25 protein-coding genes are annotated in these 26747 nt (G+C 71.4%); 17 read left to right on the forward strand and 8 right to left on the reverse strand.

The genetic code is table 11. The features are described 5' to 3' along the window. Positions 1–107: 107 nt before the first annotated feature. Positions 108–1286 carry an MFS transporter gene (locus tag WDZ95_RS13005; RefSeq protein ID WP_425779410.1) on the forward strand — a complete coding sequence of 393 codons (1179 nt, stop codon included), beginning with the start codon at positions 108–110 and terminating at the stop codon, positions 1284–1286. On the opposite strand, the gene WDZ95_RS13010 is transcribed toward WDZ95_RS13005, so the two are convergent. Continuing rightward, a complete protein-coding gene (locus tag WDZ95_RS13010) occupies positions 1272–2630 on the reverse strand; it encodes a chloride channel protein (protein WP_425779030.1) in 1359 nt (452 codons plus the stop codon). The genes WDZ95_RS13005 and WDZ95_RS13010 overlap by 15 nt on opposite strands. A 117-nt stretch (positions 2631–2747) precedes the next feature. Between WDZ95_RS13010 and ssb the strand changes: the two genes are divergently transcribed. The 5 genes from ssb to WDZ95_RS13035 all read left to right on the forward strand — a co-directional run bounded on the left by ssb (position 2748) and on the right by WDZ95_RS13035 (position 9540). Then, entirely contained in the window at positions 2748–3266 is a 519-nt protein-coding gene (gene ssb / locus WDZ95_RS13015) for a single-stranded DNA-binding protein (RefSeq protein WP_287467788.1), read from the forward strand. A gap of 194 nt (positions 3267–3460) precedes the next feature. Next, on the forward strand, positions 3461–4120 hold the full coding sequence (locus WDZ95_RS13020) for a response regulator (RefSeq protein ID WP_166228251.1): 660 nt from the start codon (positions 3461–3463) through the stop codon (positions 4118–4120). 239 nt (positions 4121–4359) lie between these two features. Beyond that, positions 4360–6594: a PAS domain-containing hybrid sensor histidine kinase/response regulator gene (locus tag WDZ95_RS13025; protein WP_425779033.1), complete on the forward strand. Its 2235-nt coding sequence runs from the start codon at positions 4360–4362 to the stop codon at positions 6592–6594. After that, positions 6591–8834: a PAS domain-containing hybrid sensor histidine kinase/response regulator gene (locus WDZ95_RS13030; RefSeq protein WP_425779035.1), complete on the forward strand. Its 2244-nt coding sequence runs from the start codon at positions 6591–6593 to the stop codon at positions 8832–8834. Before WDZ95_RS13025 ends, WDZ95_RS13030 begins: the two co-directional genes overlap by 4 nt. A 61-nt stretch (positions 8835–8895) precedes the next feature. Then, positions 8896–9540 carry a ProQ/FinO family protein gene (locus tag WDZ95_RS13035; protein ID WP_425779037.1) on the forward strand — a complete coding sequence of 215 codons (645 nt, stop codon included), beginning with the start codon at positions 8896–8898 and terminating at the stop codon, positions 9538–9540. Between the two features lie 19 nt (positions 9541–9559). Here the strand turns inward: WDZ95_RS13035 and WDZ95_RS13040 are convergent, their stop codons facing one another. The 3 genes from WDZ95_RS13040 to WDZ95_RS13050 are packed head-to-tail and all read right to left on the reverse strand — an operon-like array spanning position 9560 to position 12494. Then, positions 9560–10852 carry an FIST signal transduction protein gene (locus WDZ95_RS13040; RefSeq protein WP_425779039.1) on the reverse strand — a complete coding sequence of 431 codons (1293 nt, stop codon included), beginning with the start codon at positions 10850–10852 and terminating at the stop codon, positions 9560–9562. Positions 10853–10856: 4 nt separating this feature from the next. Then, the gene (locus WDZ95_RS13045) at positions 10857–11624 is read right to left on the reverse strand and encodes a PhaM family polyhydroxyalkanoate granule multifunctional regulatory protein (protein ID WP_425779041.1); all 768 of its coding nucleotides are present in this window, start codon (positions 11622–11624) and stop codon (positions 10857–10859) included. Between the two features lie 27 nt (positions 11625–11651). Then, positions 11652–12494, reverse strand: a complete 843-nt coding sequence (locus tag WDZ95_RS13050; protein WP_205710655.1) for an enoyl-CoA hydratase/isomerase family protein — start codon at positions 12492–12494, stop codon at positions 11652–11654. Positions 12495–12599: 105 nt separating this feature from the next. Between WDZ95_RS13050 and WDZ95_RS13055 the strand changes: the two genes are divergently transcribed. Further along, positions 12600–12953 (forward strand): TraR/DksA family transcriptional regulator, encoded by a 354-nt coding sequence (locus tag WDZ95_RS13055; RefSeq protein ID WP_425779044.1) that lies wholly within the window; start codon positions 12600–12602, stop codon positions 12951–12953. 13 nt (positions 12954–12966) lie between these two features. On the opposite strand, the gene WDZ95_RS13060 is transcribed toward WDZ95_RS13055, so the two are convergent. Next, entirely contained in the window at positions 12967–13980 is a 1014-nt protein-coding gene (locus WDZ95_RS13060) for a fumarylacetoacetate hydrolase family protein (protein WP_166228263.1), read from the reverse strand. 104 nt (positions 13981–14084) lie between these two features. Here WDZ95_RS13060 and WDZ95_RS13065 point away from each other — a divergent pair, with 104 nt between their 5' ends. The 3 genes from WDZ95_RS13065 (at position 14085) to WDZ95_RS13075 (ending at position 16109) form a co-directional block, all read left to right on the forward strand. After that, positions 14085–14981, forward strand: coding sequence for an IclR family transcriptional regulator (locus WDZ95_RS13065; RefSeq protein ID WP_425779046.1), 897 nt, complete (start codon positions 14085–14087; stop codon positions 14979–14981). 5 nt (positions 14982–14986) lie between these two features. Continuing rightward, on the forward strand, positions 14987–15703 hold the full coding sequence (locus tag WDZ95_RS13070) for a DUF3108 domain-containing protein (RefSeq protein WP_425779048.1): 717 nt from the start codon (positions 14987–14989) through the stop codon (positions 15701–15703). A 121-nt stretch (positions 15704–15824) separates the two neighbouring features. Further along, complete coding sequence (locus tag WDZ95_RS13075) at positions 15825–16109, forward strand: BTH_I0359 family protein (RefSeq protein ID WP_166228269.1); 285 nt, start codon at positions 15825–15827, stop codon at positions 16107–16109. 51 nt (positions 16110–16160) lie between these two features. On the opposite strand, the gene WDZ95_RS13080 is transcribed toward WDZ95_RS13075, so the two are convergent. Then, positions 16161–17231, reverse strand: a complete 1071-nt coding sequence (locus WDZ95_RS13080) for an AbrB family transcriptional regulator (protein ID WP_425779412.1) — start codon at positions 17229–17231, stop codon at positions 16161–16163. A gap of 67 nt (positions 17232–17298) precedes the next feature. Here WDZ95_RS13080 and WDZ95_RS13085 point away from each other — a divergent pair, with 67 nt between their 5' ends. Next, a complete protein-coding gene (locus tag WDZ95_RS13085) occupies positions 17299–18117 on the forward strand; it encodes a ChaN family lipoprotein (RefSeq protein ID WP_425779050.1) in 819 nt (272 codons plus the stop codon). Here the strand turns inward: WDZ95_RS13085 and WDZ95_RS13090 are convergent, their stop codons facing one another. Further along, on the reverse strand, positions 18118–19461 hold the full coding sequence (locus WDZ95_RS13090) for an aminotransferase class III-fold pyridoxal phosphate-dependent enzyme (RefSeq protein WP_425779052.1): 1344 nt from the start codon (positions 19459–19461) through the stop codon (positions 18118–18120). Positions 19462–19597: 136 nt separating this feature from the next. On the opposite strand from WDZ95_RS13090, the gene purU reads away from it, so the two are divergent. The 5 genes from purU (at position 19598) to WDZ95_RS13115 (ending at position 24570) form a co-directional block, all read left to right on the forward strand. Beyond that, the gene (gene purU / locus WDZ95_RS13095) at positions 19598–20446 is read left to right on the forward strand and encodes a formyltetrahydrofolate deformylase (protein ID WP_425779054.1); all 849 of its coding nucleotides are present in this window, start codon (positions 19598–19600) and stop codon (positions 20444–20446) included. A gap of 106 nt (positions 20447–20552) precedes the next feature. Further along, a complete protein-coding gene (locus WDZ95_RS13100; protein ID WP_166228276.1) occupies positions 20553–21419 on the forward strand; it encodes a LysR substrate-binding domain-containing protein in 867 nt (288 codons plus the stop codon). A gap of 65 nt (positions 21420–21484) precedes the next feature. Continuing rightward, positions 21485–22069, forward strand: coding sequence for a DUF2846 domain-containing protein (locus WDZ95_RS13105; protein WP_425779056.1), 585 nt, complete (start codon positions 21485–21487; stop codon positions 22067–22069). Between the two features lie 5 nt (positions 22070–22074). Further along, positions 22075–23337 (forward strand): S1C family serine protease, encoded by a 1263-nt coding sequence (locus WDZ95_RS13110; protein WP_425779058.1) that lies wholly within the window; start codon positions 22075–22077, stop codon positions 23335–23337. A gap of 12 nt (positions 23338–23349) precedes the next feature. Continuing rightward, entirely contained in the window at positions 23350–24570 is a 1221-nt protein-coding gene (locus WDZ95_RS13115; protein ID WP_425779060.1) for a S1C family serine protease, read from the forward strand. A gap of 34 nt (positions 24571–24604) precedes the next feature. On the opposite strand, the gene WDZ95_RS13120 is transcribed toward WDZ95_RS13115, so the two are convergent. Continuing rightward, the gene (locus WDZ95_RS13120; RefSeq protein WP_425779062.1) at positions 24605–25027 is read right to left on the reverse strand and encodes an Hsp20/alpha crystallin family protein; all 423 of its coding nucleotides are present in this window, start codon (positions 25025–25027) and stop codon (positions 24605–24607) included. A 203-nt stretch (positions 25028–25230) separates the two neighbouring features. On the opposite strand from WDZ95_RS13120, the gene WDZ95_RS13125 reads away from it, so the two are divergent. Then, positions 25231–26733 (forward strand): FAD-linked oxidase C-terminal domain-containing protein, encoded by a 1503-nt coding sequence (locus WDZ95_RS13125; RefSeq protein WP_425779064.1) that lies wholly within the window; start codon positions 25231–25233, stop codon positions 26731–26733. The last annotated feature ends 14 nt before the right edge of the window (positions 26734–26747 follow it).

Below are 26747 nucleotides of genomic sequence, written 5' to 3' on the forward strand. Positions count from 1 at the left end.
CCTTGATCGACAATACGCGGCTGACCTCCCGCCGCCGCCCCGTTCCCTTGAGCTCCTCGCGCACCGCTTCCCCCGACACCGCCTCCGCGGGCCCCACGCCGCAGCGCATGACCCCGGCCGAGCGCCGCAGCAGCGCCGCGCTGGCCGGCGTGTACGCGCTGCGCATGCTGGGCCTGTTCATCGTGCTGCCGGTGTTCGCGCTGCAGGCGCGGCACTACCCGGGCGGCGACGACCCGGCGCTGGTGGGCCTAGCCATGGGCATCTACGGCCTCACGCAGGCGCTGCTGCAGGTGCCGCTGGGCATGGCTTCGGACCGGCTGGGCCGCAAGCCGGTGATCCTGGCCGGGCTCGCGCTGTTCGTGCTGGGCAGCGTGGTGGCGGCCTGGGCGCCCACCATGGCCTGGCTGGTGGCGGGCCGGGCGCTGCAGGGCGCGGGCGCGGTGTCGGCCGCGGTCACGGCGCTGCTAGCCGACCTCACGCGCGACGCGGTGCGCACCAAGGCCATGGCGCTGGTGGGCATCAGCATCGCGCTCATGTTCGCGCTGTCGCTGGTGGCGGCGCCGCTGCTGGTGAGCTGGGTGGGCCTGTCGGGCCTGTTCGCGGTCACGGCCGGCCTGTCGCTCACCGCCATGGCGGTGGTGGCCTGGGTGGTGCCGCCCGAGCCGGTGCACGCTGCGGGCGCGCCGCGTGCGCGCCTGGCCGAGGTGCTGCGCAACACCGAGCTGCTGCGCGTGGACCTGGGCGTGTTCGTGCTGCACGCCGCGCAGATCATGACCTGGCTCTCGGTGCCGGAGCTGCTGGTGCAGGCCGGGCTGCCCACCGCGCAACACTGGCAGGTCTACCTGCCGGCCGTGCTGGCCTCGCTGCTGATCGTCGGCGGCCTGCTGTTCCGACTCGAGCGCAAGGGGCTGTTCCGCGCCGTGTACCTGGGCGCGATCGCACTGATCGGCCTGGTGCAGCTCGGCTTCATCGGCCAGTTGCACGCGCCCAGCCTGGCGGTGCTGGGCGTGCTGCTGTGCTTGTACTTCGTGGGCTTCAACACCCAGGAGGCGGGCCAGCCCAGCCTGGTCTCGCGCCTGGCGCCCGCGCAGCAGCGCGGCACCGCGCTGGGCATCTACAACACGCTGATGTCGCTGGGCATTTTTGCCGGTGGCGCGGTGGGCGGCGTGGTGGCACGGGCCTGGGGGCCGGTGGGCATCTTCGCGCTGAGCACCGCGCTGGTGGGGCTGTGGCTCATCGCCGCCTGGCCCATGAAGCCCATGGCGCTCGACTCAGCGCGGCGCTGACGCGCCTTCGTCGGCGGGCTCGCGCAGCGGGCGCATCATGAGCTGCGCCATGGTGCTGTAGAGCGGCCGGCTGATCATGCGCGAGACCAGGCTCGCGAGCAGCGCGCAGGCGATCAGGCTCAGCACCATGCTGTGGCCTTCGGTCATCTCCATCACGATGATCATGGCCGTGATCGGGGCCTGCGTGACCGCGGCGAGCAGCGCACACATGCCGAGCGCGATCAGCGCCGTGCCGTGGGGCGAGCCCAGCAGCCAGGCCACATCGGCCGCCACGCCCGCGCCCAGCGACAGGCTGGGGCCGAACACCCCGCCTGGCACGCCCGCCCAGGCCGACAGCCACGAGGCGGTGAACTTCAGGAAGGTGAACACCAGCGGCTGGTGGGCCGCCGTGGCGTCGCCGCCGGCGTCCAGCAAGGCCCGGGTGTGTTCGTGGCCCACGCCCACCGCGCTGCCGCCGCTGACCACCGCGATCACGCCCACGACCAGGCCGCACAGCGCCGCGAACGCCACCGGGCGCTTGCGGCGGTAGGCGCAGAAGCGGTCGGGTGTGCCGCGGAACGAGGCCAGCATCAGCCGCGAGAGCAGGCCGCCGATGAGGCCGCAGGCGATGGCCACCAACAGCCCCGGGCCGAGCAGCGCCCACCACGACACGCCGGCCGTGCTCACGCGGCCGAAGGTCGAGAGGTTGCCGAAGGCCGACACCGCCACCAGGCCGGCGATCACGATGGCGGTGAGCATCAGGCCGCTGCTGCGCTCGGTGATGCGGCGCGACAGCTCTTCGATGGCGAACACGATGCCGCCCAGCGGCGTGTTGAAGGCCGCGGCGATGCCGGCCGCGCCGCCGGCCACGAGCAGCTCGCGGTCGCTGATGCCCGATCCCGGCGAGAGCCAGCGCCGCGCGTGCAGCATCACGCCCGCGGCCACCTGCACCGACGGCCCCTGCCGCCCCACCGACAGCCCGGCCAGTTGCGCGCCCGACACCGCCAGCACCTTGGCGATGCTCACCTTGAGCGAGACGAAGCGCGAGCGCGCCGCGATCGGTGTGGCGGGGTCGAGCGCCACCAGCACCTGCGGCACGCCCGAGCCGCCCGCGCCCGGCGCCCAGCGCCGCACCGCCCACACGACGGAGGCCGTGACCGCCGGCGTCCAGACCAGCGGCGCCCACCACGCGAGCTGTCGCAGCCCGTTGTAGAAGGCGGTGGCGGCATCGGCGAGCACGGTGAGCGCCACCACGGCCAGGCCCGCGAGCACCGCGTAGACCAGCACGGTCACGCGGTCCAGCCAGTGCCGGCCGCTGCCAATCTCGGCGCGCAGGTTCTGGAGAAAGTCGGGTTCGCCCTTCATGAGCCGGACAGTGTAGAAGCCCCGCGCGCGGCCCCCTGGCGCGCGACCGGCTTGCGGCACAATGGCCGACCGGTTTTCCCGCGCGACCGCGCGCACGCACCCTCAGGACTTCCCGCCATGGCATCCGTCAACAAAGTCATCCTCGTCGGCAACTGCGGCCGCGACCCCGAGATCCGCTACCTGCCCTCGGGCCAGGCCGTGGCCAACGTGAGCGTGGCCACCTCCAGCCGCCGCAAGGACCGCAACAGCGGCGAGACGGTGGAAGACACGCAATGGCACCGCGTCACCTTCTACGACCGCCTCGCCGAGATCGCGGGCGAGTACGTCAAGAAGGGCCGCCCGATCTATGTCGAAGGCCGCCTCAAGTACGGCAAGTACACCGACCAGTCCGGCGTCGAGCGCAACACGGTGGACATCATCGCCACCGAACTGCAATTGCTCGGTGGCCGCGAAGGCATGGGCGGTGGCCAGGACGAAGGCGGTGGCGGTGGTGGCGGCTACGCCCGCAACACGGGCGGTGGCGGCGGTGGCCGCCCGGCCGCGGCCGCCCCGCGCCAGGCCCCGGCCGCCCCCGCGCCCGCACCGGCCCGTCAGTCGAGTGGCTTCGACGATATGGACGATGACATCCCTTTCTGATTCCCCGCAAAGCGCGTAATCTGGCCCATCGCTGAAACGCGATGGGCTTTTTTGTGGGTTTTTCCCCGATCTTCCCCCATCCGTCCAGCGATACGAATTCATACCAAGGTACTATCGGCCAAGGGAGTCCATCACCACAAGGTGAATGCATGCGTTGTACTGACGCGTGCGCATTCCTGCTGATGAGGTCAACCATGATTCGAGTGGTCGTTGCCGAAGATCACGCCTTGGTGCGTCAAGGCATTTCCATGCTGCTGCAGGCCGCGGGCGGTTTCCAACTGGTCGCCGAAACCGCCAAGGGCAGCGACGTCGAACTGCTGGTGCAGTTCCACAAACCCGACCTGCTGCTGCTGGACCTCGCGCTCAGCGACAGCTCGGGCATCGAGGTGGCGCGCCGGGTGCGGCGGGTCGCACCGGCCGTGCGCATCCTCGTGGTCACGGGCAACGTGTACCCGGGCTCGGTGGCCAATGCCTTCAGTGCCGGGGCCAACGGCTTCGTGCTCAAGCACGAACAGGGCTCGGAGCTGCTGGACGCGATCCAGACCGTGATGACAGGCCGCCAGTACGTGAGCGCCCAGGTGGCGCGTGGCCTGGACAGCTCGGCCAGCAAGCGCCCGAACGCCACCGGCCTGCCGCAGACGCTCACGCGGCGCGAGCAGCAGATCGTGCGGCTCATCGCGCGCGGCAGCACCAACCAGGAAATCGCCGACAGCCTGCACATCAGCGTGCTCACCGCGCGCAAGCACCGGCAGAACGTGATGCTCAAGCTCGGCCTGCACAACGGCGCCGAGATCGCCGCTTATGCGATGCAGTCGGGCCTCATGGAGGCGCCCGACATCGAGTCCAACCTCTGAGGCGCGCGGCCCCGCCGACACCCATGGATTCGAAATACTGCTGCCGCGTTATAGGGACGCGCCCAGCGCGTCGGGATACTGCCGCCCACGCTGAACGTTCGTTCAGTGCCCCCCGGTTCGTCCAACCGCCAACAAGGCACCCCATGTGAGCGGCGACCTCCGGCAGCGTGACGGACCGCCCGGGCAGCCGGCCGCCACGGTGCCGCGGTGGCCGGGCCGTGGAGCCCTGGAGCCGATCGATGCCGCTGCATGACGCCCGCCTCCTGCTGTGGTCCCTGCTGCCCGGCCGGGCCGCGCTGCTCTCGCGCACGGCGGCGGTGCTGGTCTGCTCCCGGGGCTGGGAGCGGCAGTGGCCGCGCACCGACGGCGACTGGCGCCAGCACCTGAGCGACGACAGCCGCTGCCGCCTGCTCGACGCCCTCTCCCGCCCGCAAGACATGGACATCGCGCTGGAGATCGCGGGTGCGCAGCACCGGTTCGGTCATTGGCGCTGCGTGGGTGCCTGGGACCCCGCGATGCAGGCCCATGCCTGCCACGTGGTGGACGTGACGGCGCAGGAACAGCAGCGGCTCGACGCGCACCTGATGAGCGAACGCATCCACCTGCTGTTCGACCAGTTGCCCATGCAGGTGGCCTACTTCGGCCCGCCGCCCGCGGCCCGCTGCCTGTTCGCCAACGACAGCTTCGCGCGCTGGATGGGCTTCGAGCGGCACGAGATCGTGGGCAAGACGGCACAGGAGATCCTGCAGGAGGAGGACCGGCGCTGGCTTGAAAGCGTGATCCCCGCGTACGGCGCGGGCGGCGAGAACCTCATGCTCGCCTACAGCCGCCGCGGGCCGCAGGGCCGGCTGCGCCACTTCGAGGTGTCGATCGCGGGCGACCAGGACGCCCAGGGCCGCACCTGCGGCTTCGTCGTCGCGATGGCCGACGTGACCGAGCGCCGCCTCGCCGAAGACTCGCTGCGCCGCTCGCAGGAACGCCTGGCGCGCTTCCTCGAAATCAGCGCCGAGGGCGTGTTCTTCCACCGCGACGGGGTGATCACCGACGCCAACCCCGCCGCGTGCCGTCTCCTGTCGCTCACGCACGCGGAGCTGATCGGGCGCTCTGCGCTGTCGCTGCCGCAGGACGCCAACCGGCGCTGGTCGCACCTGCGCATCCACAGCGGCGCCGAGACCACCATCGAAACGCAGATGCTCGACGGCCACGGCCAGGCGGTGCCGGTCGAGCTCATCGGCCGCTCCATGACGCACCAGGACGAGCGCCAGCGCATGACCGTGTTGCGCGACATGCGCGACCGCCAGGCGGCGCAGGCGCGCATCCACACGCTGATCGAGGACCTGCGCTCGCAGAAAGACCGCGCCGAGGCCGCCGACCGCGGCAAGTCCGTCTTCCTCGCCGCCGCCAGCCACGACCTGCGCCAGCCCATCCACGCCATGGGCCTGTTCCTCTCCGCCCTGCGCGCCATGGCACAGGCCCCCGCCGTGCGCCAGGGCGAGCTCGCCGAGATCTGCCGCCGCATGCAGTCCTCCCTGGACAGCCTCGGCCAGCTCCTGAACATGCTGCTCGACGTCTCCCGCCTGGACGCCAACGCCGTGCAGGTCCAGCTCGAACCCACCCCGCTCGAGCCCCTCTTCGCCGAGCTCGAGCAGGAGTTCACCGACCTCGCCCGCGAAAAAGGCCTGCGCCTGCACGCCGCCCCCTGCACCGCCTGGGTCCGCACCGACGCCACCGTGCTGCGCCGCATCCTCTCCAACCTCGTGGCCAACGCCGTGCGCTACACCCAGCACGGCCGCATCCTGCTCGGCGCGCGACGCCGCCCCGGCCACATCGAGATCCAGGTCTTCGACAGCGGCATCGGCATCGCCCCCGAGCAGCTCGACGCCATCTTCGAAGAGTTCTACCAGGTCGGCCAGTCCCGCGCCGCGCGCGACGAGGCCCACGGCCTGGGCCTGGGCCTGTCCATCGTGCAGCGCTCGGCCCGGCTGCTCGACGCCCCCCTCACGGTGCGCTCCACCCTGGGCCGCGGCTCGGCCTTCTCCATCACCCTGCCCGCCTGCGACCCCGCACCCCTGCGCCCGGGCGCCGAGGCCCCCGCCGCCCCCCAGCCCGGCCAGCGCAACGTGCTCGTCATCGACGACGACGAGCAGGTCCTCATGGGCATGCAGCAGCTCCTGCAGGTCTGGGGCCACCGCGTCTGGTGCGCCCCCAGCGCCGATCAGGCCGTGCTGCTGGCCATCGAACACGCCGCCGACATCGACCTGCTCCTGAGCGACTACCGCCTGGGCGGCAACACCACCGCCGTGCAGGCCATCGCCGCCGTGCACGCCTGCCTGGGCCGCACCGTCCCCACCTTCATCCTCACCGGCGACACCTCCCCCCAGCGCATCCAGGAAGCCTCCGAACTCGGCTTCCCCCTCCTGCACAAACCCGTCGACGCCAATGCGCTGCTCGGCACCCTGGCGCAGCGCGCATGAACAGCGACGCCCTGCCGACCGACCATGACTTCTGGCGCTCGCTGCCCGGCATGGTGCTGCTGTTCGACCACAGCGGCCGGCTGATCTGCGAAAGCGACCCCTGCCGCGAGCAGCTCGGCCTGACGCGCCACGGCAGCGACTGGCTCGAACACGTCGACCCCGCTGACGCCGGCCGGGTGCGCGACTTCATGGACAACGAAGACGAATTCGAGACCGACATCACCTGCTTCACGCCGGCGGCCCAGGGCCACGCCTCGCGGCGGCAGTTGCGCCTGTGTGCGCGCCACGAGCCCGCGCTGCAGGCCTGGCTGGCCTGGCTGGTCGACCTCTCGGGCCACCACCGCCGCTGCGTCGAAGCGCGCGAGGAGCAGGTCTTCCTGCGCAACTTCTGCGACGCCGTGCCCGTGATGATGTCGTTCTACGACCGCAACCTCGTGCTGCAGTACGCGAACCGTGCCTATGCGCAGCAGGACGCGCAGGTCGACCGGCTGCAACAGGGCCTGCACGTGTCCGACGTGCTGGGCATCACCGGCAACCTCGGCGCGCAGCTGCAGCACAAGGTGGCCACCGAGAACGTCGCGGTGGATTGCCGGCGCAGCATCCGCCGGCCCGATGGCGCGCCCCGGTGGGTCGACGTGTCCCTGGTGCCCATCAACAGCAGCACCGGCCAGTTCCTGGGCACGGCCGCGCTGGCCCTGGACGTGACGCGCCAGCACGAGACCCAGACCGCGCTGCTGGAGTCCGAGGCGCGGCTCAACCAGTTCTTCGGCGCGAACGCCGAGGGCCTGGTGTTCCACGAGAACGGCATCGTCCTCGATGCCAACCCTGCGGCCTGCAAGCTTCTGGGTCAGAGCGTGTCGGCGCTGCTGGGCACCTCGCTGGTGGAGCGCTTCGACGCCGTGGACCGCCCCGCCGTGCGGCAACTGATGCTCGCCACCGACGACCGCCTGCTCGACGCCTTCCTCAACAGCGAACGGCAGGGCACGATCCCGGTCGAACTCATGGCGCGTTCGTTGTGGCGCGATGGCGAGCGCCTGCACGCGGTGGTCATCCGCGACATGCGCGACCGCCAGGCGGCGCAGGCGCGCATCCACACGCTGATCGAGGACCTGCGCTCGCAGAAGGACCGCGCCGAGGCCGCCGACCGCGGCAAGTCCGTCTTCCTCGCCGCCGCCAGCCACGACCTGCGCCAGCCCATCCACGCCATGGGCCTGTTCCTCTCCGCCCTGCGCGCCATGGCACAGGCCCCCGCCGTGCGCCAGGGCGAGCTCGCCGAGATCTGCCGCCGCATGCAGTCCTCCCTGGACAGCCTCGGCCAGCTCCTGAACATGCTGCTCGACGTCTCCCGCCTGGACGCCAACGCCGTGCAGGTCCAGCTCGAACCCACCCCGCTCGAGCCCCTCTTCGCCGAGCTCGAGCAGGAGTTCACCGACCTCGCCCGCGAAAAAGGCCTGCGCCTGCACGCCGCCCCCTGCACCGCCTGGGTCCGCACCGACGCCACCGTGCTGCGCCGCATCCTCTCCAACCTCGTGGCCAACGCCGTGCGCTACACCCAGCACGGCCGCATCCTGCTCGGCGCGCGCCGCCGCCCCGGCCACATCGAGATCCAGGTCTTCGACAGCGGCATCGGCATCGCACCCGAGCAGCTCGACGCCATCTTCGAAGAGTTCTACCAGGTCGGCCAGTCCCGCGCCGCGCGCGACGAGGCCCACGGCCTGGGCCTGGGCCTGTCCATCGTGCAGCGCTCGGCCCGGCTGCTCGACGCCCCCCTCACGGTGCGCTCCACCCTGGGCCGCGGCTCGGCCTTCTCCATCACCCTGCCCGCCTGCGACCCCGCACCCCTGCGCCCCGGCGCCGAGGCCCCCGCCGCCCCCCAGCCCGGCCAGCGCAACGTGCTCGTCATCGACGACGACGAGCAGGTCCTCATGGGCATGCAGCAGCTCCTGCAGGTCTGGGGCCACCGCGTCTGGTGCGCCCCCAGCGCCGATCAGGCCGTGCTGCTGGCCATCGAACACGCCGCCGACATCGACCTGCTCCTGAGCGACTACCGCCTGGGCGGCAACACCACCGCCGTGCAGGCCATCGCCGCCGTGCACGCCTGCCTGGGCCGCACCGTCCCCACCTTCATCCTCACCGGCGACACCTCCCCCCAGCGCATCCAGGAAGCCTCCGAACTCGGCTTCCCCCTCCTGCACAAACCCGTCGACGCCAATGCGCTGCGGGGCGCGCTCGCGGCCTGACCGCGGCCGGATCGCGCCGCGCTGGCATGATCGCGCCTTCGCGCTCGACGCCCTTGCCCCCATGACCCAGACCTCCCGCCCCGCGCGCCGATCGCGCCCCGCCAAGCCTCAGACACCCGCCGCCCCGCGCCACCCGCTGCTCGAGCAGCTCGCGGCATGGCACCCCGCGCTGTTCGGCGAGGAACCCCGCCCGCTCAAGCGCGGCATCTATGAAGACCTGCTGGCCGCGCACGGCGACGCCGTGAAGGCCGAAGACCTCAAGGCCGCGCTCGCGCTGCACACGCGCAGCACGCGTTACCTCAATGCCGTGGGCTCGGGCCAGCCACGCCGAGGGCTCGACGGCCAGGTGGTCGAGGCGGTGGCGCCCGACCAGCGCCACCACGCGCTGCTCGAAGTGCACCGGCGCCGCCAGCAGCGCAGCAGCGAAGACCTGCGCCCGCAGCTGCAGCAGCGCATCGCGCGCGCGTTCGAACAATCGGGGCTCGGCCGCGAGGCCTACGCGGTGCTGGTGCGCGGCCGCGACGAAGCGCTGAACGCGGTCACCGAGGCCGCGCTCGACGAGGCCAGTGCGCGCATCGCGCGCGAGGCCGCGCTGCTGCGCGCCTTCGAGGCCAGCGGACAAGACCTGGCCGCATTCGCCAGCGGCTACGGCCTGGCCGAAGACGAGGCCCGCCGCATGCTGGAGCGCGCGCGGCAACGGCGGTGAGCCGCTGATCGCCCCGGCCTCAGGCCGGCCGCGTGAACACCGTGAGCACGCCGGTGTAGCCGTAGAGCCGGTGGTGGGCGATCTCGCCGCCGGCAAAAAAGCCCACCAGCGGCACGTCGCCCAGCGCGTGGCGCACCACCTGGAGCTCGGCGCTCGGCCCGCCGAAATGCGGACCGCCGCGGCCCGCGCAGCTCACGTACACCGCGCCCGCGATGCTGCGCGCCGGCCGCGGCGACAGCTCGAGCTCGGCCTCGCCGCTGCCGATCAGCACCTCTTCGGGTTCGAGCTCCTCGCGCAGTTCGGCGCACACGCGCACCAGGTCGGCACGGGCCGCCCGCACGTGGCGCTCGCAGAACGCCAGCCGCGTCCCCACGGGCGCGAGATCGGCCACCGCCACGCCGCGGCGCGCCGGATCGAGGCCGATCAGGTGCCGCACCAGCACCTCCTGCCCGAAGGCGCCGCGCAGGCGCGCGGCTTCGCTGTCGCCCACTTCCACGCCATCGGGTTCGGAGCGCGTGAGCCCCACCAGCGTGTTGCGCAGGCGCGGCATGGCGTGCTCGGGGTGGTCAAGCGAGATGCGCAGCTCGCGCAGCAGCACGTCGAGCGCGGGCTCGCCGTCCAGCCGCAGCACCAGGTTGCCTTCGGCCTCGGTGACCCGGTGCTCGGGCGCGACGGGCTGCGCCCCTTGGGTCACACGCGACACGATGTCCACTCCGCGCGCGAAGGCCACGCCGCTCAGGCCACCGTGGAACACGCCGCTGGCCGCGCCCTGGCCGCTGAGATTGCCGGTGCTGCCGAGTGCGAACTGCACCGTGGCGCTGCGGCTGCCGGCCAGGCCGCCGAACAGGTAGCCGCTGCCGGTGCGCTCGGCCATCTCGTGGATCAGCTCGGCCAGCTCGGGCGTGCCGCCGTCGGCGTGCACCAGTGCCGTGTGGGCCGAAAAGCCGTCGCCCGCGTCGGCGCGGCCGCTGACCGAGAGCGGCGCGACACCGCTGAACACGCGGTACTGGTCGGGGCTCAGGTCGCACAGCATCAGCGCCATCGCGGGCTCGTCGAAGTACTCGACGTTGTTGGCCGACACGCCCACGCCCACGGTGCCGGCCCAGTCGGTCACCTCGGGCAGTTCGGCGCTCAGGCATTCGAGGATGGCCTGGGCCTCGGTGGCGTAGTGGTCGGTGATGTAGAGCAGGCCCAGCGAGGGCTGGCTCGCGTGATCGGGCAGGGCCATCTGGCCGCGCAACTGCGCCACCACCATGGCCGCGGCCATGCGCCACTGCGGGTGCGTGGCGTGCGCGTGGGGAAATCGTTTCATCGGTTCAGCGGGAGGCGCGGGCCTTGCGGGCCGGCGGGGCTTTCTTCGCGGGCGTGGGTGAGAGCGCACGCGCGGCCTTGCGCGCGGCCTGGCCGGCCAGGCCGGTGGCGGTCTTCACCGCGGCGCCGCCGAGGCCGCTGGCAACCTGGCGCGTGGTGTCGAGCGCGGTCTGCTTGGCCACGTCCTTCAGGGCGTTGCTGGCGATCTGCTGGAATTGTTGCGACAGCGCGCCCCACCACTGCACCGGGTCGACCACGCCGGCCGGCGGGGCCGGTGCGGCCGCCGCCGCGGCCTTCTTGGCCGCGGGCTTGCGGGCCTTGCGCGCGGGCTTCGCGGGGGCGTCGGTCGCGCTGTTGTGGCGCGGCGCCACCTCGAGGCCGGCGAACTTGCTGGCGGGGGCGGCTGCAGCGGTGAAGCCGGCCACGGTGTCGGCGGCCTTGAGCTTGAGCGCATTGGCCACGTCGCCCATGCTGAAGTTCATCGACTTCAGGGTGGACAGCGTCATCTTCTGCACTTCGAGCGCCTGGATGGTTGCGCCCAGGGCCTTGGCGTTCTGGTCGAGCCAGAAGTGCACGGCCTTGAGCTCTTCGATGCGCTTCTCGAGTTCCTCGACGTTGAAGGTGGGCGCAACCCAGTGGCTCAGGTTGGGCATCTGCGGCAGGTTCTGCCCGATGCCCTGAGCCAGCCCGCCGGCGGCCTGCGTGGCCAGGTTCTGCAGGAAATCGAAACCCGGCACGAACTTGCCGAAGCCAGGGGCCGACGCATCGCTCATCGGAGTCTCCTCGAGGTGTACCGGGGATCAGCCGTCGACGCCGTAGCGCGGCGCGCGGCGCTCGCGCAAGGATGCCACACCTTCGCGCACGTCGGGCCCGGCAAAACCCATGAATTCCAGCGCGAGCGAGGTGTCGAAGCTCGGGCCCGCCTGGCGCAGCCAGTTGTTGAGCGAGTACTTGGTCCAGCGGATCGCGCTCGCGCTGCCGCCGGCGAGGCGGTCGGCCACCTCGTAGGCCTTGTCCAGCAGCTGGTCGTCGTCGACCACCAGCGACACCAGGCCGATGCGCTCGGCCTCTTCGCCGCTCACCGCGTCGCACAGCATCAGGTAGTACTTGGCCTTGGCCATGCCGCACAGCAGCGGCCACACGATGGCCGCATGGTCGCCCGCGGCCACGCCCAGGCGCGTGTGGCCGTCGACGATCTTCGCGCTGCGCGCGGCAATGGAGATGTCGGCCAGCAGGCCGGCCACCAGACCCGCGCCCACGGCCGGGCCATGCATGGCGCTCACGATGGGCTTGTCGCAATTGATCACGTTGTAGACCAGGTCGCGCGCTTCCTTCCACACGCGCGAGCGCACCTCGAAGTCGGTCGCCATGTCCTGCACCAGGGCCAGGTCGCCGCCGCCCGAGAAGCCCATGCCGCTGCCGCGCAGCACGGCCGCGCGCACCGTGTCGTCGCGCCCCACGTCGCGCCAGATCTCGCTGAGCTCCCAGTGGCCCTCGTGGCCGGCCGTGGGCAGCTTGCCGTTGCCGCCGGGGCCATCGGCGCGCATGCGGATGTCGAGCACGCTGGGCGTGCCGTTGACCAGCGGTCCGCGGCGGGTGATCTCAAGCGTCTGGTAGCGGCCGTAGTCCACGGTCTGGCTCATGCGGGGTCTCCTCGGGTGTTGGTTCGGAACGCGGGCCATTGTGCTTGACCTGCGTCAAGCCGCGCCGCGCGCCGCGGCCTCACCATGCGCGCTCAGGAGGCCTCCATGAGCAAACCCGTTTCCGACACCTTCCGCCTGCAGCTGATCACGCGCCGCGACGAGTTGCTCGCGCGCCTGCAAGGCCAGCGCGGCGGCGCGCGCAGCCGGGCCGAAGCGGCCTCGGACAAGCGCGAACGCGCCGACGATCGCGGCCTGGTGCGCAACGACGCCTTCGACCTCGGCGCCGAGCTGGGCGAACGCGAGACGGCCGAGCTGCAGGCCATCGAACGCGCACTGGAGCGCGTGCACGACGGCAGCTACGGCCTGTGCCTGCAATGCGGCGCGCCCATCCCGGCGGCCCGGCTGCACGCCCAACCCACGGCCGAGCGCTGCGTGGCCTGCCAGGCGCAGGCCGAGTGAGGCGCCCGGGGCCTCAGGCCTTGGCGAGCGGGGCGATCTTCTGGTCGATCGCGCCGAACACGCTCTGGCCATCCTTGCCCTTCATCTCGATGCGGATGGTGTCGCCGAACTTCATGAAGGCGGTCGAGGGCTTGCCGTCGAGGATGGTCTCGATCGCGCGTTTCTCGGCAATGCAGCTGTAGCCCTTGGGCCATTCCTGGCGGCCGTCGACCGTGACCGCCTTGTTGCTCACCGTGCCGCTGCCCACGATGGAGCCGGCGCGCACGTTGCGCGTCTTGCAGATGTGGGCGATGAGCTGGCCGAAGTGGAAGGTCATCTCGGGGCCGGCTTCGCACATGCCCACCTTGCGGCCGTTCCAGGTGCTCTGCAGCGTGAGGTGCACGCGACCGCCCTGCCAGGCATCGCCGAGCTCGTCGGGCGTGACCGCCACCGGACTGAAGGCCGTGGCCGGCTTGCTCTGGAAGAAGCCAAAGCCCTTGGCGAGTTCGGCCGGGATCAGGTTGCGCAGCGACACGTCGTTGGCCAGCATGATCAGGCGCACGCCTTCCAGGGCCTGCTCGGGCGTGGCCGTCATGGGCACGTCGCCCGTGATCACCGCGATCTCGGCCTCGAAGTCGATACCGTAGTCCTCGCTCGGGCACACCACGTCGTCCTGCGGGCCGATGAAGTCGTCGCTGCCGCCCTGGTACATCAGCGGGTCTTCGTAGAAGCTGTGCGGCACCTCGGAGTTGCGCGCGGCACGCACCAGCTCGACGTGGTTGATGTAGGCCGAACCGTCGGCCCACTGGTAGGCGCGCGGCAGCGGCGCCATGCACATGGCCGGATCGAAAGGGAAGGCATGGCGCGCCTTGCCCTGGTTGAGCGTGACGTACAGGTCCTGCAGCTGCGGGGCGATGAAGTTCCAGTCGTCGAGCGCGCGCTGCAGGGTGTTCGCGATGCCGGTCGCATAATGGGCCGTGCTCAGGTCGCGCGAGACCACCACCAGTTGTCCGTCGCGCGAGCCGTCCTTGTAGGTGGCGAGTTTCATGCCGTTCTCCTGCTGCCGTTGGGGGTGAAGTGTGCTGGGTGAAGCGCCGCCCCACCGAACCGGGGCTTCGTCACATAATTACGAATAGTGAAATTCGTTCACCTATGCGTAAGCGCGAGATTCTAGACCAAACCCCTGCCGACGACACCGACACCCCCGACGACACGGAGCCGCAGCGCGCGGGCATCCAGTCGGTCGAAGTGGGATTCGAGCTGCTCGAGGCCATGTCGCAGGCCCATGGTCCGCTGATGCTGCGCGACCTCGCGGCCGCCGCGAGCATGAGCGCGGCCAAGGCCCACCGCTACCTCGTGAGCTTCCAGCGCCTTGGCCTGGTGGTGCAGGACCCGGTGAGCAACCGCTACGACCTGGGCCCGGCCGCGCTGCGCCTGGGCCTGGCCAGCCTGGCGCGCCTGGACGCCGTGAAGCTCGCGCGTGAGCGCGTCGACGGCCTGCTGCAGGACGTGGGCCACACGGTGGCGATCGCGGTCTGGGGCAACCAGGGCCCGACCATGGTGCACTGGGCCGAGGCCCCGCAGGTGATGCCGGTGACGCTGCGCCTGGGCGACGTGATGCCGCTGCTGAGTTCGGCCACGGGCCGCTGCTTCGCGGCCTTCATGGGCCGCGAAGGCCGCGACGCCGAGCGCCTGGCCGCCATGACCCGCGACGAACTCGCGCGGCTGAAAAAGCTGCCGCGCGGCGACGGCCTCACCGCCGAAGACCTGCCGCAGTCGCCCGCCGAGGTGCAAGCCCTGCTCGACGAGGTGCGCCGCCGCGGCGTGGCGCGTGTGGTGCACAGCCTGCTGCCCGGGGTGGGCGGCTTCTGCGCGCCGGTGTTCGACGCGCAGGGCCGGCTCGCGCTGGGCATGGTGGTGCTGGGCTGGGTGGCCACGCTCGACACCGCCTGGGACGGCGCGCCCGCGACCGCCCTGCTCAGAACCACCCGTCGGCTCAGCGCCGATCTCGGGCACCCGGGCAGCGGCCCGCGGTCCCACGCCACATGAGCCCCATGCGATCCGCCCGCCTGTTCCTCGCCGGCCTGGCCAGCGCGCTGCTGGCCAGCGCCGTGCTCGCCGCCCCGCCACAACCGCCGCGCAGCAACCCACCACCCAGCACCCAGTTGCAGTATGACGTGCTCGGCCGCGCCAGCGGCTTCGACTACAGCGCCAAGGGCGTTCTCGACTGGCGCCTGGGCCCCCAGGGCTACGAGGCGCGCATGGAAATCAGCATGCCGCTGCTGGGCAGCCGCGTGCAGACCAGCAAGGGCAGCACCGGCCCCGAAGGCCTGCGGCCCGAACGCTTCGCCGATCAGCGCAAGAACAAGGAAAAGGCCGCGCAGTTCGAGCGCGAGGCACAGCGCATCCGCTTCAGCAACAACGCGCCCGAGGCCGAGCTCATGCCTGGCGCCCAGGACCGCCTGAGCCTGTTCATGCAGCTCGCGGGCCTGATGCGCGCCCAGCCGCGCCAGGAGGGCGACGTCATCGACTTCCAGGTCGCGGGCACGGGCGACGCCGAGCCCTGGCGCTTCGAGGTCGGCCCGCTCGAAACCCTGGCGCTGCCGGCCGGCAGCATCGAGGCCCGGCGCCTGCTGCGCGCGCCGCGCAAAGACCAGGACACCAAGGTCGAGGTCTGGCTCGCGCCGTCCCTGGGCCACCTGCCCGTGCGCTTGCGCGTCACCCAGCCCGATGGCGACATGGCCGACCAGAGGCTGGCGCGGCGGCCCTGAAGGCGCGGCCCTTGAAATAAGTCCCCATGGGGACCACATGCATCACGAAGCGGCTGCAACAACGGCCCCATTTGCCGATATAACGGCACACAGCGGCTTCTCGTGAAAGGAACAACACCCCATGAACATGCTCTACGACTCGGATGCTTTTGCGGTGGTCCACATCCAGGCCGACGCGCCCGCCAAGGGCGAGGTGGCCGTGGCCGACGGCCCGCAGATCCCGCGCCACGGTTTCGAGATCGTGGACAAGCGCTCGGGCAAGGAGGTCTACCTCGACGGGTCGTGGGCCGAACTGTTCCAGCAGCAGATCACCGAATGGCAGCGCAACAGCCCCTCGCAGGAAGAGGTGGAAACCACGCTCGAAGGCTACGCCAGCCTGGCGCAGAACCCCGTGGTCATGCACTGACCACCCCCTGCACCCCGCCCCAAAGCCCGGCCCGCGCCGGGCTTTTGCGTTTCAGGCGCGCGCGAAGCGCCAGCGGTACACCGGCTCGGCGAGCACCAGCACCGCCACCAGCCGGCACACCTGGAAGGCCGTGACCACCGGCACCCCGAGCTGCAGCACCTTGGCCGTGATGGCCATTTCGGCGATGCCCCCGGGCGCGGCGCCCAGCAGCATGGTCACCGGGTGCAGGCCGGTGAGCTGCGCCACGAGCCAGCCGAAGCCCGCGCACAGGCCCATCATCACGAAGGTCGCCAGCGCCACCGAGCCCAGCCAGCGCGGCGCGGTGTGCGCAAAAGCGGGCGTGAAGCGCACCCCCAGGCTCACGCCGATGAACAGCTGCGACAGCTCGGTGAGCGTGGGCGGCAGCGCCGACAGCTGCACGCCGCAGAGCGTGATCGCCATGGTCACCACGAGCGCGCCCATGAACCAGGGGTTGGCGCGGCCCAGGCGCTGCATCAGCAGCGCCCCCGCCAGCGTCAACAGGCCCAGCAGCGCCAGCCCGCCCGGTTGCACCACGCGGATCGCGGGCGGCAACGCGTCGAGCCCGCGCACGCCCGCGGCCTGCAGGGCGAAAGGGATGGTCACGGTGACCAGCAGCACGCGCAGCGAATGGGCCGCGGCCACGAGGTCGGTGCGCGCGCCGTGGCGCTCGGCCAGCAGGGTCATCTCCGACGCACCGCCGATGGCGCCCGCGAAATAGGTGGTGCTGAGCAACTGCTGCGGCGGCAGCCGCAACCGCGCCGCGTGCACCCGGCGCAGCCAGGCCGCCAGGCCCAGCCCCAGCATCAGGGCCCAGGCCACGCCCAGCACAATGGCCCACCACAGGCTGGCCACCAGCGCGCCCACCTCGGGCGTGAAGTACAGGCCCAGCGCCGCGCCGATCACCCATTGGCCGAGATTGCGCAAGGGCGCCCAGCTCTCGGTGCGGGCGCCGAACACCGACACCAGCCCCGTGCACAGCAGGGGGCCGATCATCCAGGGGATGGGGGTGCCGAGCCAGACGCACAGGCGGGCGGCGGCATAGGCGAGCAACAGGGTGAGGGCCGTGCGCGTCCAGGACGCCGGCCCGCGCAACAGAAACAGGGAGGGCACGCGGGGGATATCTCGGGGCGGCGCCGATGGCCGCGGAACAGGGCCGTAGTATCGGCGCATGCCCATCCCCTCACCGCGCCTGCCCTTGCTCGCGGCGCTGGCCCTGCTCGCGGCCTGCGCGCACCGGCCACCGGCCGCGCCCTCGCTGGACGCGCTGCTTGCACGCACGCAGCCCACGCCGCTGCTGCTGGTGGGCGAACAGCATGACGCGCCCGAGCACCAGGCGCTGCAGCGCGATCTGGTGCAGGCCCTGGCCTCGCGCAACCAGCTCGCGGCCGTGGTGATGGAAATGGCCGAGGCCGGCCGCGACACGCGCGGCCTGGCGCGCGACGCCAGCGAGGCCGCGGTGCGCACCGCCCTGGGCTGGGACGAACAGCAGGGCTGGCCCTGGCCCACCTACGGACCGGTGGTGATGGCCGCGGTGCGCGCGGGCGTGCCGGTGGTGGGCGGCAACCTCCCGCGAAGCGGCATGCGCGCGGCCATGGGCGATGCCGCGCTCGACCGCAGCGTGAGCGCCGCAGTGCTCGAACGCCAGCGCGAGGCCATCCGCAGCGGCCACTGCGACCTGCTGCCCGCCAGCCAGCTCGGGCCGATGGCGCGCATCCAGCTCGCGCGCGACCGCTCGATGGCACAGGCGGCCACGGCGCGGCTGGCGCCGGGCCGCACGGTGCTGCTGATCGCGGGCAACGGCCACGTGCGCAGCGACCTGGGCGTGCCGCTGCACCTGCCGCCGGGGCAGGCGCACCGCGTGGTGGTGGCACGTGCCGGCGGCGCGAGCGGCGCCGAGCCGGGGGCCACAGCCGACGCCTACTGGGACACACCCGCGCTGCCCGAGCGCGACCACTGCGCCGAGCTGCGCGAGCGCTTCAAGCGCTGATCAGGCGGGCAAGCGCTTGATCGCGTCGGCCAGCACCGAGACCATGGTCTCGATGTGCTCGCGCTCGACGATGTAGGGCGGCGCGAACACCAGGTTGTCGCCCGCGTTGCGCACCAGCACGCCGCGGTGGAAGCAGTCGAGGAAGACGTCGAAGGCGCGCTTGCCCGGCAGGCCGGCCTGCGGCGCCAACTCGACCGCGCAGGCCAGGCCCAGGCTGCGGATGCCGACCACGTGCGGCAGGCCCTTGATGGCGCTGAACATGGCATCGCTGAGCACCTGGCCCATCTCGCCGGCGCGCGCGAACAGGTTCTCCTGCTGGAACAGCTCCAGCGTGGCGATGGCCGCCGCGCAGGCCACGGGGTGGCCCGAGTAGGTGTAGCCGTGGAAGAACTCGATCGCGTGGTCGGGCGCGCTGCCGTGCGCGCCCATCATGGCGTCGTAGATGCGCTGGCTGCAGACCACGCCGCCCAGCGGAATCACGCCGTTGGTGACGCACTTGGCGAAGTTGAGCATGTCGGGCTGCACGCCGTACCAGTCGGCGCCGAAGGCCGTGCCCAGGCGGCCGAAGCCGGTGATGACCTCGTCGAAGATCAGCAGGATGCCGTGCTTGTCGCAGATCTCGCGCAGGCGCTTGAGGTAGCCCTTGGGCGGCACGTACCAGCCCGCGCTGCCCGCCACCGGCTCGACGATCACCGCGGCCACGTTGCTCGGGTCGTGCAGCGGCAGGATGCGGTTTTCCAGCTCGAGCAGGATGTCTTCTTCCCACACCGGCTCCTGGTGCTGCACGAAGGCGTGCTTGACCGGGTCGTGGATGAAGCGCAGGTGGTCCACGCGCGGCAGCAGGCTGGTGCCGTACACCTTGCGGTTGGCCGGAATGCCGCCCACCGACATGCCGCCGAAGCCCACGCCGTGGTAGCCGCGCTCGCGGCCGATGAACAGGTTGCGCTGGCCTTCGCCGCGCGCGCGGTGGTAGGCCAGGGCCACTTTCATCGAGGTGTCCGCGGCTTCCGAGCCCGAGTTGCAGAACAGCACCTTGTTGAGGTCGCCCGGGGCCATGGCCGCGATCATTTCGGCGGCGCGGAAGGCCTTGTCGTTGCTCACGCTGAACGCGGTCGCGTAGTCCAGGGTGTCGAGCTGGCGCTTGATCGCTTCGTTGATCGGCTGGCGGTTGTGGCCCGCGCCCACGCACCAGAGGCTGGAGATGCCGTCGATGACCTGGCGGCCGTCGTGCGTGGTGAAGTGCATGCCGTCGGCCGCCACGAAGATGCGCGGGTCCTTGGCAAAGCTGCGGTTGGGCGTGAAGGGCAACCACTGGTTGTCCATCTTGAAGTCGTTGTAGGCCATGGCGGCACCTCCTCGGCAAGGTCAGCAAAACGGCCATTCTGGCACCGGCGCCGCGCGCACGAAGGCGCCACTGCGGCCGCGAGCGTGAGGCCCACCACGGACGCCGCCTGGACAAGGCTGCGACAATCGCGCCGCCATGGAAAACACCTACGTCCTCACCCTCTCCTGTCCCGACCGCCCCGGCATCGTGCACGCCGTCTCCGGCTTCCTGTTCGAGCGCGGCGGCAACATCGAGGAAGCGGCCCAGTACAACGACCATGCCACCGGCCTGTTCTTCATGCGCGTGCAATTTGCTTGCACGCAACTGAGTCGGGCCGAGCTGCTGGAGCAGCTCACCGCCTTCGCGGCCCCTTTTCAAATGCAGATGGGCCTGCACCCGCTGGCCCAGCCCATGCGCACGGTGATCTTCGTGAGCAAGGAAGGCCACTGCCTCAACGACCTGCTGTTCCGCTGGAAGAGCGGCCTGCTGCCGCTGGACATCCGGGCCATCGTGAGCAACCACCGCGACTTCTACCAGCTCGCGGCCAGCTACAACGTGCCCTTCCACCACATCCCGGTCACGGCCGCCACCAAGCCCCAGGCCGAGGCGAAACAGCTCGAGATCATCCGCGGCGAAGGCGCCGAGCTGGTGGTGCTGGCGCGCTACATGCAGGTGCTGTCGAACGACCTGTGCCGCGAGCTCGCAGGCCGCGCGATCAACATCCACCACAGCTTCCTGCCCAGCTTCAAGGGCGCCAAGCCCTATTACCAGGCGCACGACCGCGGCGTGAAGCTGATCGGCGCCACCGCGCACTACGTGACGGCCGACCTCGACGAGGGCCCGATCATCGAGCAGGACGTGGCGCGCGTGGACCACACCGACACCGTGGAAGACCTCACCGCCCTGGGCCGCGACACCGAAAGCCAGGTGCTGGCGCGCGCCGTGAAGTGGCACGGCGAGCACCGCGTGCTGCTCAACGGCCACAAGACCGTGGTGTTCAAGTGAGGCTGCGTCACGACGAAGAGGCACGGCCCGCCGCCGGGCCGCCCCAAGGCGGGCCAGCCCCCTCGGGGGGCAGCGACCCGCGTCAGCGGCGGAGCGTGGGGGCCCTATGATCCGCATCCCGCCGATCCAGTGCCTGCTCACCTTCGAGGCGCTGGCGCGGCTGCGCAGCGTCACGCAGACCGCCGACGAGCTCAACGTCACGCCCAGCGCGGTGAGCCACCGCATCCGCCAGCTCGAGGAGGTGCTGGGCACCAAGCTGTTCGGCCGCGCCGACTTCTCGCTCACCACCGAAGGCAGCGAGTACCTGGCGCACGTGCGCGAGGGCCTGAGCTCGCTGCAGCAGTTTCCGAGCCAGAAGGCCGCGCCCGGGCGGCGCAAGCTGCGCCTGGCCATCACGCCCACCTTCGCGCGCTCGGTGGTGCTGCCGCGGCTCAAACAGTTCAGCGACACCTACCCCGAGATCGACCTCACGCTGCAGGTGAGCATCCCGCTGCTCGACGTGGTGGCCGAAGACGCCGACCTGATGGTGCGCTTCGGCACCGGCCGCTACGCCGATGTGGAACACCTGCTGCTGGCCAAGGACGAGGTCTCGCCCATGGCCTCGCCGGCTTTCGTGCGCGAGCACGGCCCCTTCGACACCCCGCAGGACCTTGAAGGCCTGCCCTTGCTGCGCAGTCCGCTGGAGCCCTGGCGCACCTGGTTCGCCGCCCACGACCTCGACTGGCCCGAGCCCGCCGAGGGCTCGCAGTTCAACGACATCGGCCTGATGTGCGACGCCGCCGCCGCCGGCATGGGCGTGGGCCTGCTGCGCTACAAACTCGCCGCGCCCTGGATCGACAGCGGCGCCCTGGTGCCGCTCTACCCACGCCGAGTGCCCAGCCCGCACGCCCACTACCTGTGCTGGCGCAGCGGCACCATGGAGCGCTGGGAATGCGCGGCCTTTGCGCGCTGGTTGCAACAGGCCATGGGGTAACACCCAGCCGCGCGGCCCCTGCTTGCCACTACCATCCGCGGTAACAAAAGGTAGGAGGTGGGGGTATGCGTGAGGTGTTGGCGCGCTGCTGGCGCGCGGCCGCCTGGGGTGTGGCGGCCTTGGTGCTGACCGGATGCGCGGCGACCGGTCCCCGCTTCAGCGAAGTGCAGGAAAACTTTCCCTCCATCAAGCCCGGCCATGGCCGCGTGATGGTGTACCGCACGGGCGGCCTGGGGCCGGCGATCCAGCCCGACGTGCGCCTGGACGGCGAGGTCGTGGGCCAGATGGTGCCCGAAGGCTTCTTCTTCGTCGACCGCCCCGTGGGGCGCCACACCGTGTCGGCACGCACCGAGGTGGAGAGCAGCGTGGACGTGGAGCTGGTCGACGGCGGCACGGTCTACGTCGAGGCCCTGATCACCCTGGGCCTGTTCGTGGGCCAGCCGCGCCTGAGCCTGCAAGGCGAAACCGTCGCCCGCGCCAAGCTCGCGGGCCTGGCCTACACCGGCGCCATTCCGCTGGTCGCGGGGCGGCCCGGCGGCACCGGCCAGGCGCCGCCCGCGGGCATCCCCAGCGGTCCTGGCGCCGCGCCCCGCACCGGCGGGCCCGTGACCCTGGACGATCTCAACGGCCTGCTGCCGCCCTCACGCTGAACGACATGCCCAAAGTGCTCACGACACGGATCCCTTGGCTGGTGGCGGCCCTGGCCGGCGCGCTGCTGGCGCCGGCCAGGGCCCAGCCCGTTCTCACCCCCGAGACCCTGTTCGAGCAGGTCTCGCCCAGCGTCTGGGTGGTGCGCACGCAGGACAGCGCGGGCAAGCCACTCGCACTCGGCAGCGCGGTCGTCATCGGCCCGGGCCGCCTCATCACCAACTGCCACGTGCTCGCGCGCGCCAAGACCGTCAGCGTCGCGCGCGAGAACGTGAGCTACGGCGCCACGCTCGAATTCCCCGACCCCGAGCGCGACCTGTGCCAGCTCAAGGTGGCCAACTTCACCGCGCCCCCCGTGACCATCGCCCCGCCCGACAGCCTGCGCGTGGGCGCCCGGGTCTACGCCATCGGCAACCCGCGCGGGCTGGAGACCACCATCAGCGACGGCCTGCTCTCGGGCATCCGCCGCAGCGAACAGAACAGCTTCGAGGCGCTGCAGATCACCGTGCCCATTTCTTCGGGCTCCAGCGGCGGCGGCCTGTTCGATGCGCGCGGCCGGCTCATCGGCATCACCACCTTCATGCTGCGCGACGCACAGAACCTGAACTTCGCGCTGCCCGCGAACTGGATTGCCGAGGTGCCCGAGCGCGCCCAGGCCGCGCTGGCCAAGCGCCAGGCCCAGGCCAGCACGGCGACCGCAGCGGGCGCACCGGCCGCGGCAGCACCCACGGGCGACCGGGTGTTCGAGTACCGGCTGCGCGACCGCCGCACCGGCGTGGCGCAGGCCATCGTGTACCGCCTGGACCGCGTGGACGGCGACCGCCTGGTCTTCAACCAGGGCAACCGCGTGGAGCGCACCGGGGGTGCGGTGCTCGAGAACAAGCAGCCCAGCGCCGGCGATTTCGATGCTGCCATGCCGCCGGGGGGCTGGGTGTCGGCGCCGCCCGAACCCGGGGCGCGCTGGTCGCTGCGCTACACCAACCGGCAGCTCGATCGCACGCTGCAGCTCGAACTCACGGCCCGCACCGGCGAAACCTCGAGTTTCCAGGTGGCCGGGCGCGAACTGCAGATCGTGCGCGTGAGCTTCGACGGTTACGTGCAACGCAGCGCGACCTCGATGCCCACCTCGGGCACTTTCAAGGCCAACGCCTGGTACGCCCCCGAGATCGGCCGCGTGGTGCGCTTCGACGTGCGCAGCCGCGGCGGCAACGGCCTGGCGCAATTCGACATCGACGAGGTCGTCGAGCTGGTCGACATCCGCAGCGAATAACCCCAGATCCCCATGTCCAGAACGCTCGCCACATCCCTGCTGCTGACCCTGGCCCTGCCCGCCCTGGCCCAGCCCGTTCTCACGCCCGAGACCCTGTTCGAGCAGGTCTCGCCCAGCGTCTGGGTGGTGCGCACGCAGGACAGCGCGGGCAAGCCACTCGCACTCGGCAGCGCGGTCGTCATCGGCCCGGGCCGCCTCATCACCAACTGCCACGTGCTCGTGCGTGCCAAGACCATCAGCGTCGCGCGCGAGAACGTGAGCTACGGCGCCACGCTCGAATTCCCCGACCCCGAGCGCGACCTGTGCCAGCTCAAGGTCGCCAACTTCAGCGCCCCACCGGTGACCATCGCCCCGCCCGACAGCTGGCGCGTGGGCGCCCGGGTCTACGCCATCGGCAACCCGCGCGGGCTGGAGACCACCATCAGCGACGGCCTGCTCTCGGGCATCCGCCGCAGCCAGCAGAACAGCTTCGAGGCGCTGCAGATCACGGTGCCGATCTCGCCCGGCTCCAGCGGCGGCGGCCTGTTCGACGCCCAGGGCCGGCTCATCGGCATCACCACCTTCGTGCTGCGCGACGCGCAGAACCTGAACTTCGCGCTGCCCGCGAACTGGATCGCCGAGGTGCCCGAGCGCGCCCAGGCCGCGCTGGCCAGGCGACAGACGGCCGCGAGCGCCGCCGCCACGCCGGCCGCCGCGCCCGCGGGCGACCGCGTGTTCGAGTACCGGCTGCGCGACCGCACGACCGGAAACGCCCAGAGCGTGGTGTACCGGCTCGAGCGCACCGAGGGCGACCAGCGCATCTTCAACCAGGGCGCGCGCGTGGAACGCGAAGGCGGCGGCGTGGTGAGCAACCGGCTGGCCATCGGCGGCGAGTTCGATGCCGTGATGCCCCCGGGCGGCTGGGTCTCGGCCCGCCCCGAACCCGGCGCGGGCTGGGACGCCCGCTACGAGGTGCGGCGCAACGACCTCTTGGTGCGCATGGAGTTGCGCGCGCAGGTGGCCGACAGCAGCACGCTGCGCGTGGGCGCGCGCGACCTCGAGGTGGTGCGGGTGAACTTCAGTGGCTTCACGCACCGCATCACCGGGGGCCACATGGTCAACAGCTCGCCCTACGAGGCCTCGGTCTGGTACGCGCCCGCCATCGGCCGCGTGGTGCGCTTCGAGGCGCTGGCGCGCGGGCGCGCCGTGCAGGTCAACGAATCGCTCGAACTCATCGACATCCGCGGCGAATGAGCGCGCGCGGCCAGGCGGCCGCGCCCGCCGCCGCTCACTCGATCGTCAGCCGCTGGCCCACCGCCGGGGCCTTCTTGGGCAGCGTCAGGTGCAGCACGCCGTTGTCGTACCGGGCGCGCGACGCGCTTTCGTCGATCTCTTCGGGCAACTGGAAGCTGCGCGCCACCGCGCCGTAGTAGCGCTCGCTGCGCAGCACGCGCTCGCCTTCGCGCTGGGCGTCCTGCTGCTTCACCTCGGCGCGCAGCGTGACCACGTTGCCTTCGATGGTCACGTGGATGTCTTCCTTGGACACGCCCGGCACCTCGGCATCGACGGTGTAGGCGTTGGCGGCCTCGCGCACATCGACCTTCATGCGTGCCGGCAGCGCGTCGCCGTGCAGCGGCTTGACGTAGAAGCCCGGTGCCACGTCCTTGAAGAAGTCGTCGAACAGGCTGCCGCGGGAGATGAGAGCGTTCATGGCTGGGTCCTCCAGATTCGGTTGCACAACAAGGGGGGCCGCGACCGCCGCAGCACCCGGTGAGCGTCAACTGGCGTTGCCCCCGGGGCTTTTCAAGCCCCCCGGGCGGCCCCGGCGACGGCCGCGGCTCACGGTTCGATGCAGGTTTTTTCAATGACCGTTCGGCGGCCGCGGCCTACACTGACCGGCACGGAAGCCGCTCCATGAACGCCCCCACCCTGCCCCCGCACACCGACCACCTGCAACGCGCCGAACGCCAGGCCGCCGTGGTGCGCGCGCTGCAGCCGCTGCTGCCGGCGCACGCCCTGCTCTGGCACGACGAGGACACTATTCCCTACGAATGCGACGGCCTCACCGCCTACCGCGAACGCCCGCTGGTGGTGGCCCTGCCGGAGACCGAGGCCCAGGTGGCCGCGGTGCTCAAGGCCTGCCACGCGCTGGACGTGCCCGTGGTGGCGCGCGGCGCCGGCACCGGCCTGTCGGGCGGCGCCATGCCGCACGCGCAGGGCGTGGTGCTGTCGCTGGCCAAGTTCAACCGCATCGTGGCCATCGACGCCCGCGCGCGCACCGCCACCGTGCAGGCCGGCGTGCGCAACCTGGCCATCAGCGAGGCCGCCGCTCCTTTCGGCCTGTACTACGCGCCCGACCCGAGCAGCCAGATCGCCTGCACCATCGGCGGCAACGTGGCCGAGAACTCGGGCGGCGTGCACTGCCTGAAGTACGGACTCACCATCCACAACGTGCTGCAGGTGCGCGGCTACAGCATCGAGGGCGAACCGCTGGTGTTCGGCGGCGAGGCGCTCGACGCGCCCGGGCTCGACCTGCTGCCGCTGGTGGTGGGCAGCGAGGGCATGCTGGCCGTGACCACCGAGGTGGTGGTGCGCCTGGTGCCCAAGCCCCAGCTCGCGCGCTGCATCATGGCCAGCTTCGACGACGTGCGCAAAGCCGGCGACGCCGTGGCCGCGGTGATCGCGGCCGGCATCATCCCGGCCGGTCTGGAGATGATGGACAAGCCCATGACGGCCGCGGTCGAGGACTTCGTGCACGCCGGCTACGACCTCGATGCCGAGGCCATCCTGTTGTGCGAGAGCGACGGCACGCCCGAAGAGGTGGCCGAGGAGATCGGCCGCATGAGCGCGGTGCTGCGCGACCACGGCGCCACCGCGATCGCGGTCAGCCGCGACGAGGCCGAGCGGCTGCGCTTCTGGAGCGGCCGCAAGAACGCCTTTCCGGCCAGCGGCCGCATCAGCCCCGACTACATGTGCATGGATTCGACCATCCCGCGCAAGCGGCTGGCCGACATCCTGCTCGCCATCCAGGGCATGGAGAAAACCTACGGCCTGCGCTGCGCCAACGTGTTCCACGCCGGCGACGGCAACCTGCACCCGCTGATCCTGTTCGACGCCAACGACCCCGACCAGCTGCAGCGCTGCGAGCGCTTCGGCGCCGACATCCTCGAAACCAGCGTGGCCATGGGCGGCACCGTCACCGGCGAACACGGCGTGGGCGTGGAAAAGCTCAACAGCATGTGCGTGCAGTTCAGCGCCGAAGAGAACGCGCAGATGTTTGCGGTGAAAGCGGCATTTGACACCAAAGGCTTACTCAACCCCGGCAAGGTGATTCCGACCCTGCAGCGCTGCGCCGAGTACGGCCGCATGCTGGTGCGCGGCGGACGGCTCGCACACCCCGAACTGCCCCGTTTCTGATCGGCTTTTCGCAC

This window comes from Hydrogenophaga sp. T2 (genome assembly GCF_049843535.1).
GTDB classification, from domain to species: domain Bacteria; phylum Pseudomonadota; class Gammaproteobacteria; order Burkholderiales; family Burkholderiaceae_C; genus Hydrogenophaga; species Hydrogenophaga crocea.

What these genes read in the sequence shown, in the direction of transcription:
- WDZ95_RS13005 (WP_425779410.1), top strand. Translation starts at nt 108, where the DNA reads ATGACCCCGGCCGAGCGCCGCAGCAGCGCCGCGCTGGCCGGCGTGTAC.
- WDZ95_RS13010 (WP_425779030.1), bottom strand. Translation starts at nt 2,630, where the DNA reads ATGAAGGGCGAACCCGACTTTCTCCAGAACCTGCGCGCCGAGATTGGC.
- ssb (WP_287467788.1), top strand. Translation starts at nt 2,748, where the DNA reads ATGGCATCCGTCAACAAAGTCATCCTCGTCGGCAACTGCGGCCGCGAC.
- WDZ95_RS13020 (WP_166228251.1), top strand. Translation starts at nt 3,461, where the DNA reads ATGATTCGAGTGGTCGTTGCCGAAGATCACGCCTTGGTGCGTCAAGGC.
- WDZ95_RS13025 (WP_425779033.1), top strand. Translation starts at nt 4,360, where the DNA reads ATGCCGCTGCATGACGCCCGCCTCCTGCTGTGGTCCCTGCTGCCCGGC.
- WDZ95_RS13030 (WP_425779035.1), top strand. Translation starts at nt 6,591, where the DNA reads ATGAACAGCGACGCCCTGCCGACCGACCATGACTTCTGGCGCTCGCTG.
- WDZ95_RS13035 (WP_425779037.1), top strand. Translation starts at nt 8,896, where the DNA reads ATGACCCAGACCTCCCGCCCCGCGCGCCGATCGCGCCCCGCCAAGCCT.
- WDZ95_RS13040 (WP_425779039.1), bottom strand. Translation starts at nt 10,852, where the DNA reads ATGAAACGATTTCCCCACGCGCACGCCACGCACCCGCAGTGGCGCATG.
- WDZ95_RS13045 (WP_425779041.1), bottom strand. Translation starts at nt 11,624, where the DNA reads ATGAGCGATGCGTCGGCCCCTGGCTTCGGCAAGTTCGTGCCGGGTTTC.
- WDZ95_RS13050 (WP_205710655.1), bottom strand. Translation starts at nt 12,494, where the DNA reads ATGAGCCAGACCGTGGACTACGGCCGCTACCAGACGCTTGAGATCACC.
- WDZ95_RS13055 (WP_425779044.1), top strand. Translation starts at nt 12,600, where the DNA reads ATGAGCAAACCCGTTTCCGACACCTTCCGCCTGCAGCTGATCACGCGC.
- WDZ95_RS13060 (WP_166228263.1), bottom strand. Translation starts at nt 13,980, where the DNA reads ATGAAACTCGCCACCTACAAGGACGGCTCGCGCGACGGACAACTGGTG.
- WDZ95_RS13065 (WP_425779046.1), top strand. Translation starts at nt 14,085, where the DNA reads ATGCGTAAGCGCGAGATTCTAGACCAAACCCCTGCCGACGACACCGAC.
- WDZ95_RS13070 (WP_425779048.1), top strand. Translation starts at nt 14,987, where the DNA reads ATGCGATCCGCCCGCCTGTTCCTCGCCGGCCTGGCCAGCGCGCTGCTG.
- WDZ95_RS13075 (WP_166228269.1), top strand. Translation starts at nt 15,825, where the DNA reads ATGAACATGCTCTACGACTCGGATGCTTTTGCGGTGGTCCACATCCAG.
- WDZ95_RS13085 (WP_425779050.1), top strand. Translation starts at nt 17,299, where the DNA reads ATGCCCATCCCCTCACCGCGCCTGCCCTTGCTCGCGGCGCTGGCCCTG.
- WDZ95_RS13090 (WP_425779052.1), bottom strand. Translation starts at nt 19,461, where the DNA reads ATGGCCTACAACGACTTCAAGATGGACAACCAGTGGTTGCCCTTCACG.
- purU (WP_425779054.1), top strand. Translation starts at nt 19,598, where the DNA reads ATGGAAAACACCTACGTCCTCACCCTCTCCTGTCCCGACCGCCCCGGC.
- WDZ95_RS13100 (WP_166228276.1), top strand. Translation starts at nt 20,553, where the DNA reads ATGATCCGCATCCCGCCGATCCAGTGCCTGCTCACCTTCGAGGCGCTG.
- WDZ95_RS13105 (WP_425779056.1), top strand. Translation starts at nt 21,485, where the DNA reads ATGCGTGAGGTGTTGGCGCGCTGCTGGCGCGCGGCCGCCTGGGGTGTG.
- WDZ95_RS13110 (WP_425779058.1), top strand. Translation starts at nt 22,075, where the DNA reads ATGCCCAAAGTGCTCACGACACGGATCCCTTGGCTGGTGGCGGCCCTG.
- WDZ95_RS13115 (WP_425779060.1), top strand. Translation starts at nt 23,350, where the DNA reads ATGTCCAGAACGCTCGCCACATCCCTGCTGCTGACCCTGGCCCTGCCC.
- WDZ95_RS13120 (WP_425779062.1), bottom strand. Translation starts at nt 25,027, where the DNA reads ATGAACGCTCTCATCTCCCGCGGCAGCCTGTTCGACGACTTCTTCAAG.
- WDZ95_RS13125 (WP_425779064.1), top strand. Translation starts at nt 25,231, where the DNA reads ATGAACGCCCCCACCCTGCCCCCGCACACCGACCACCTGCAACGCGCC.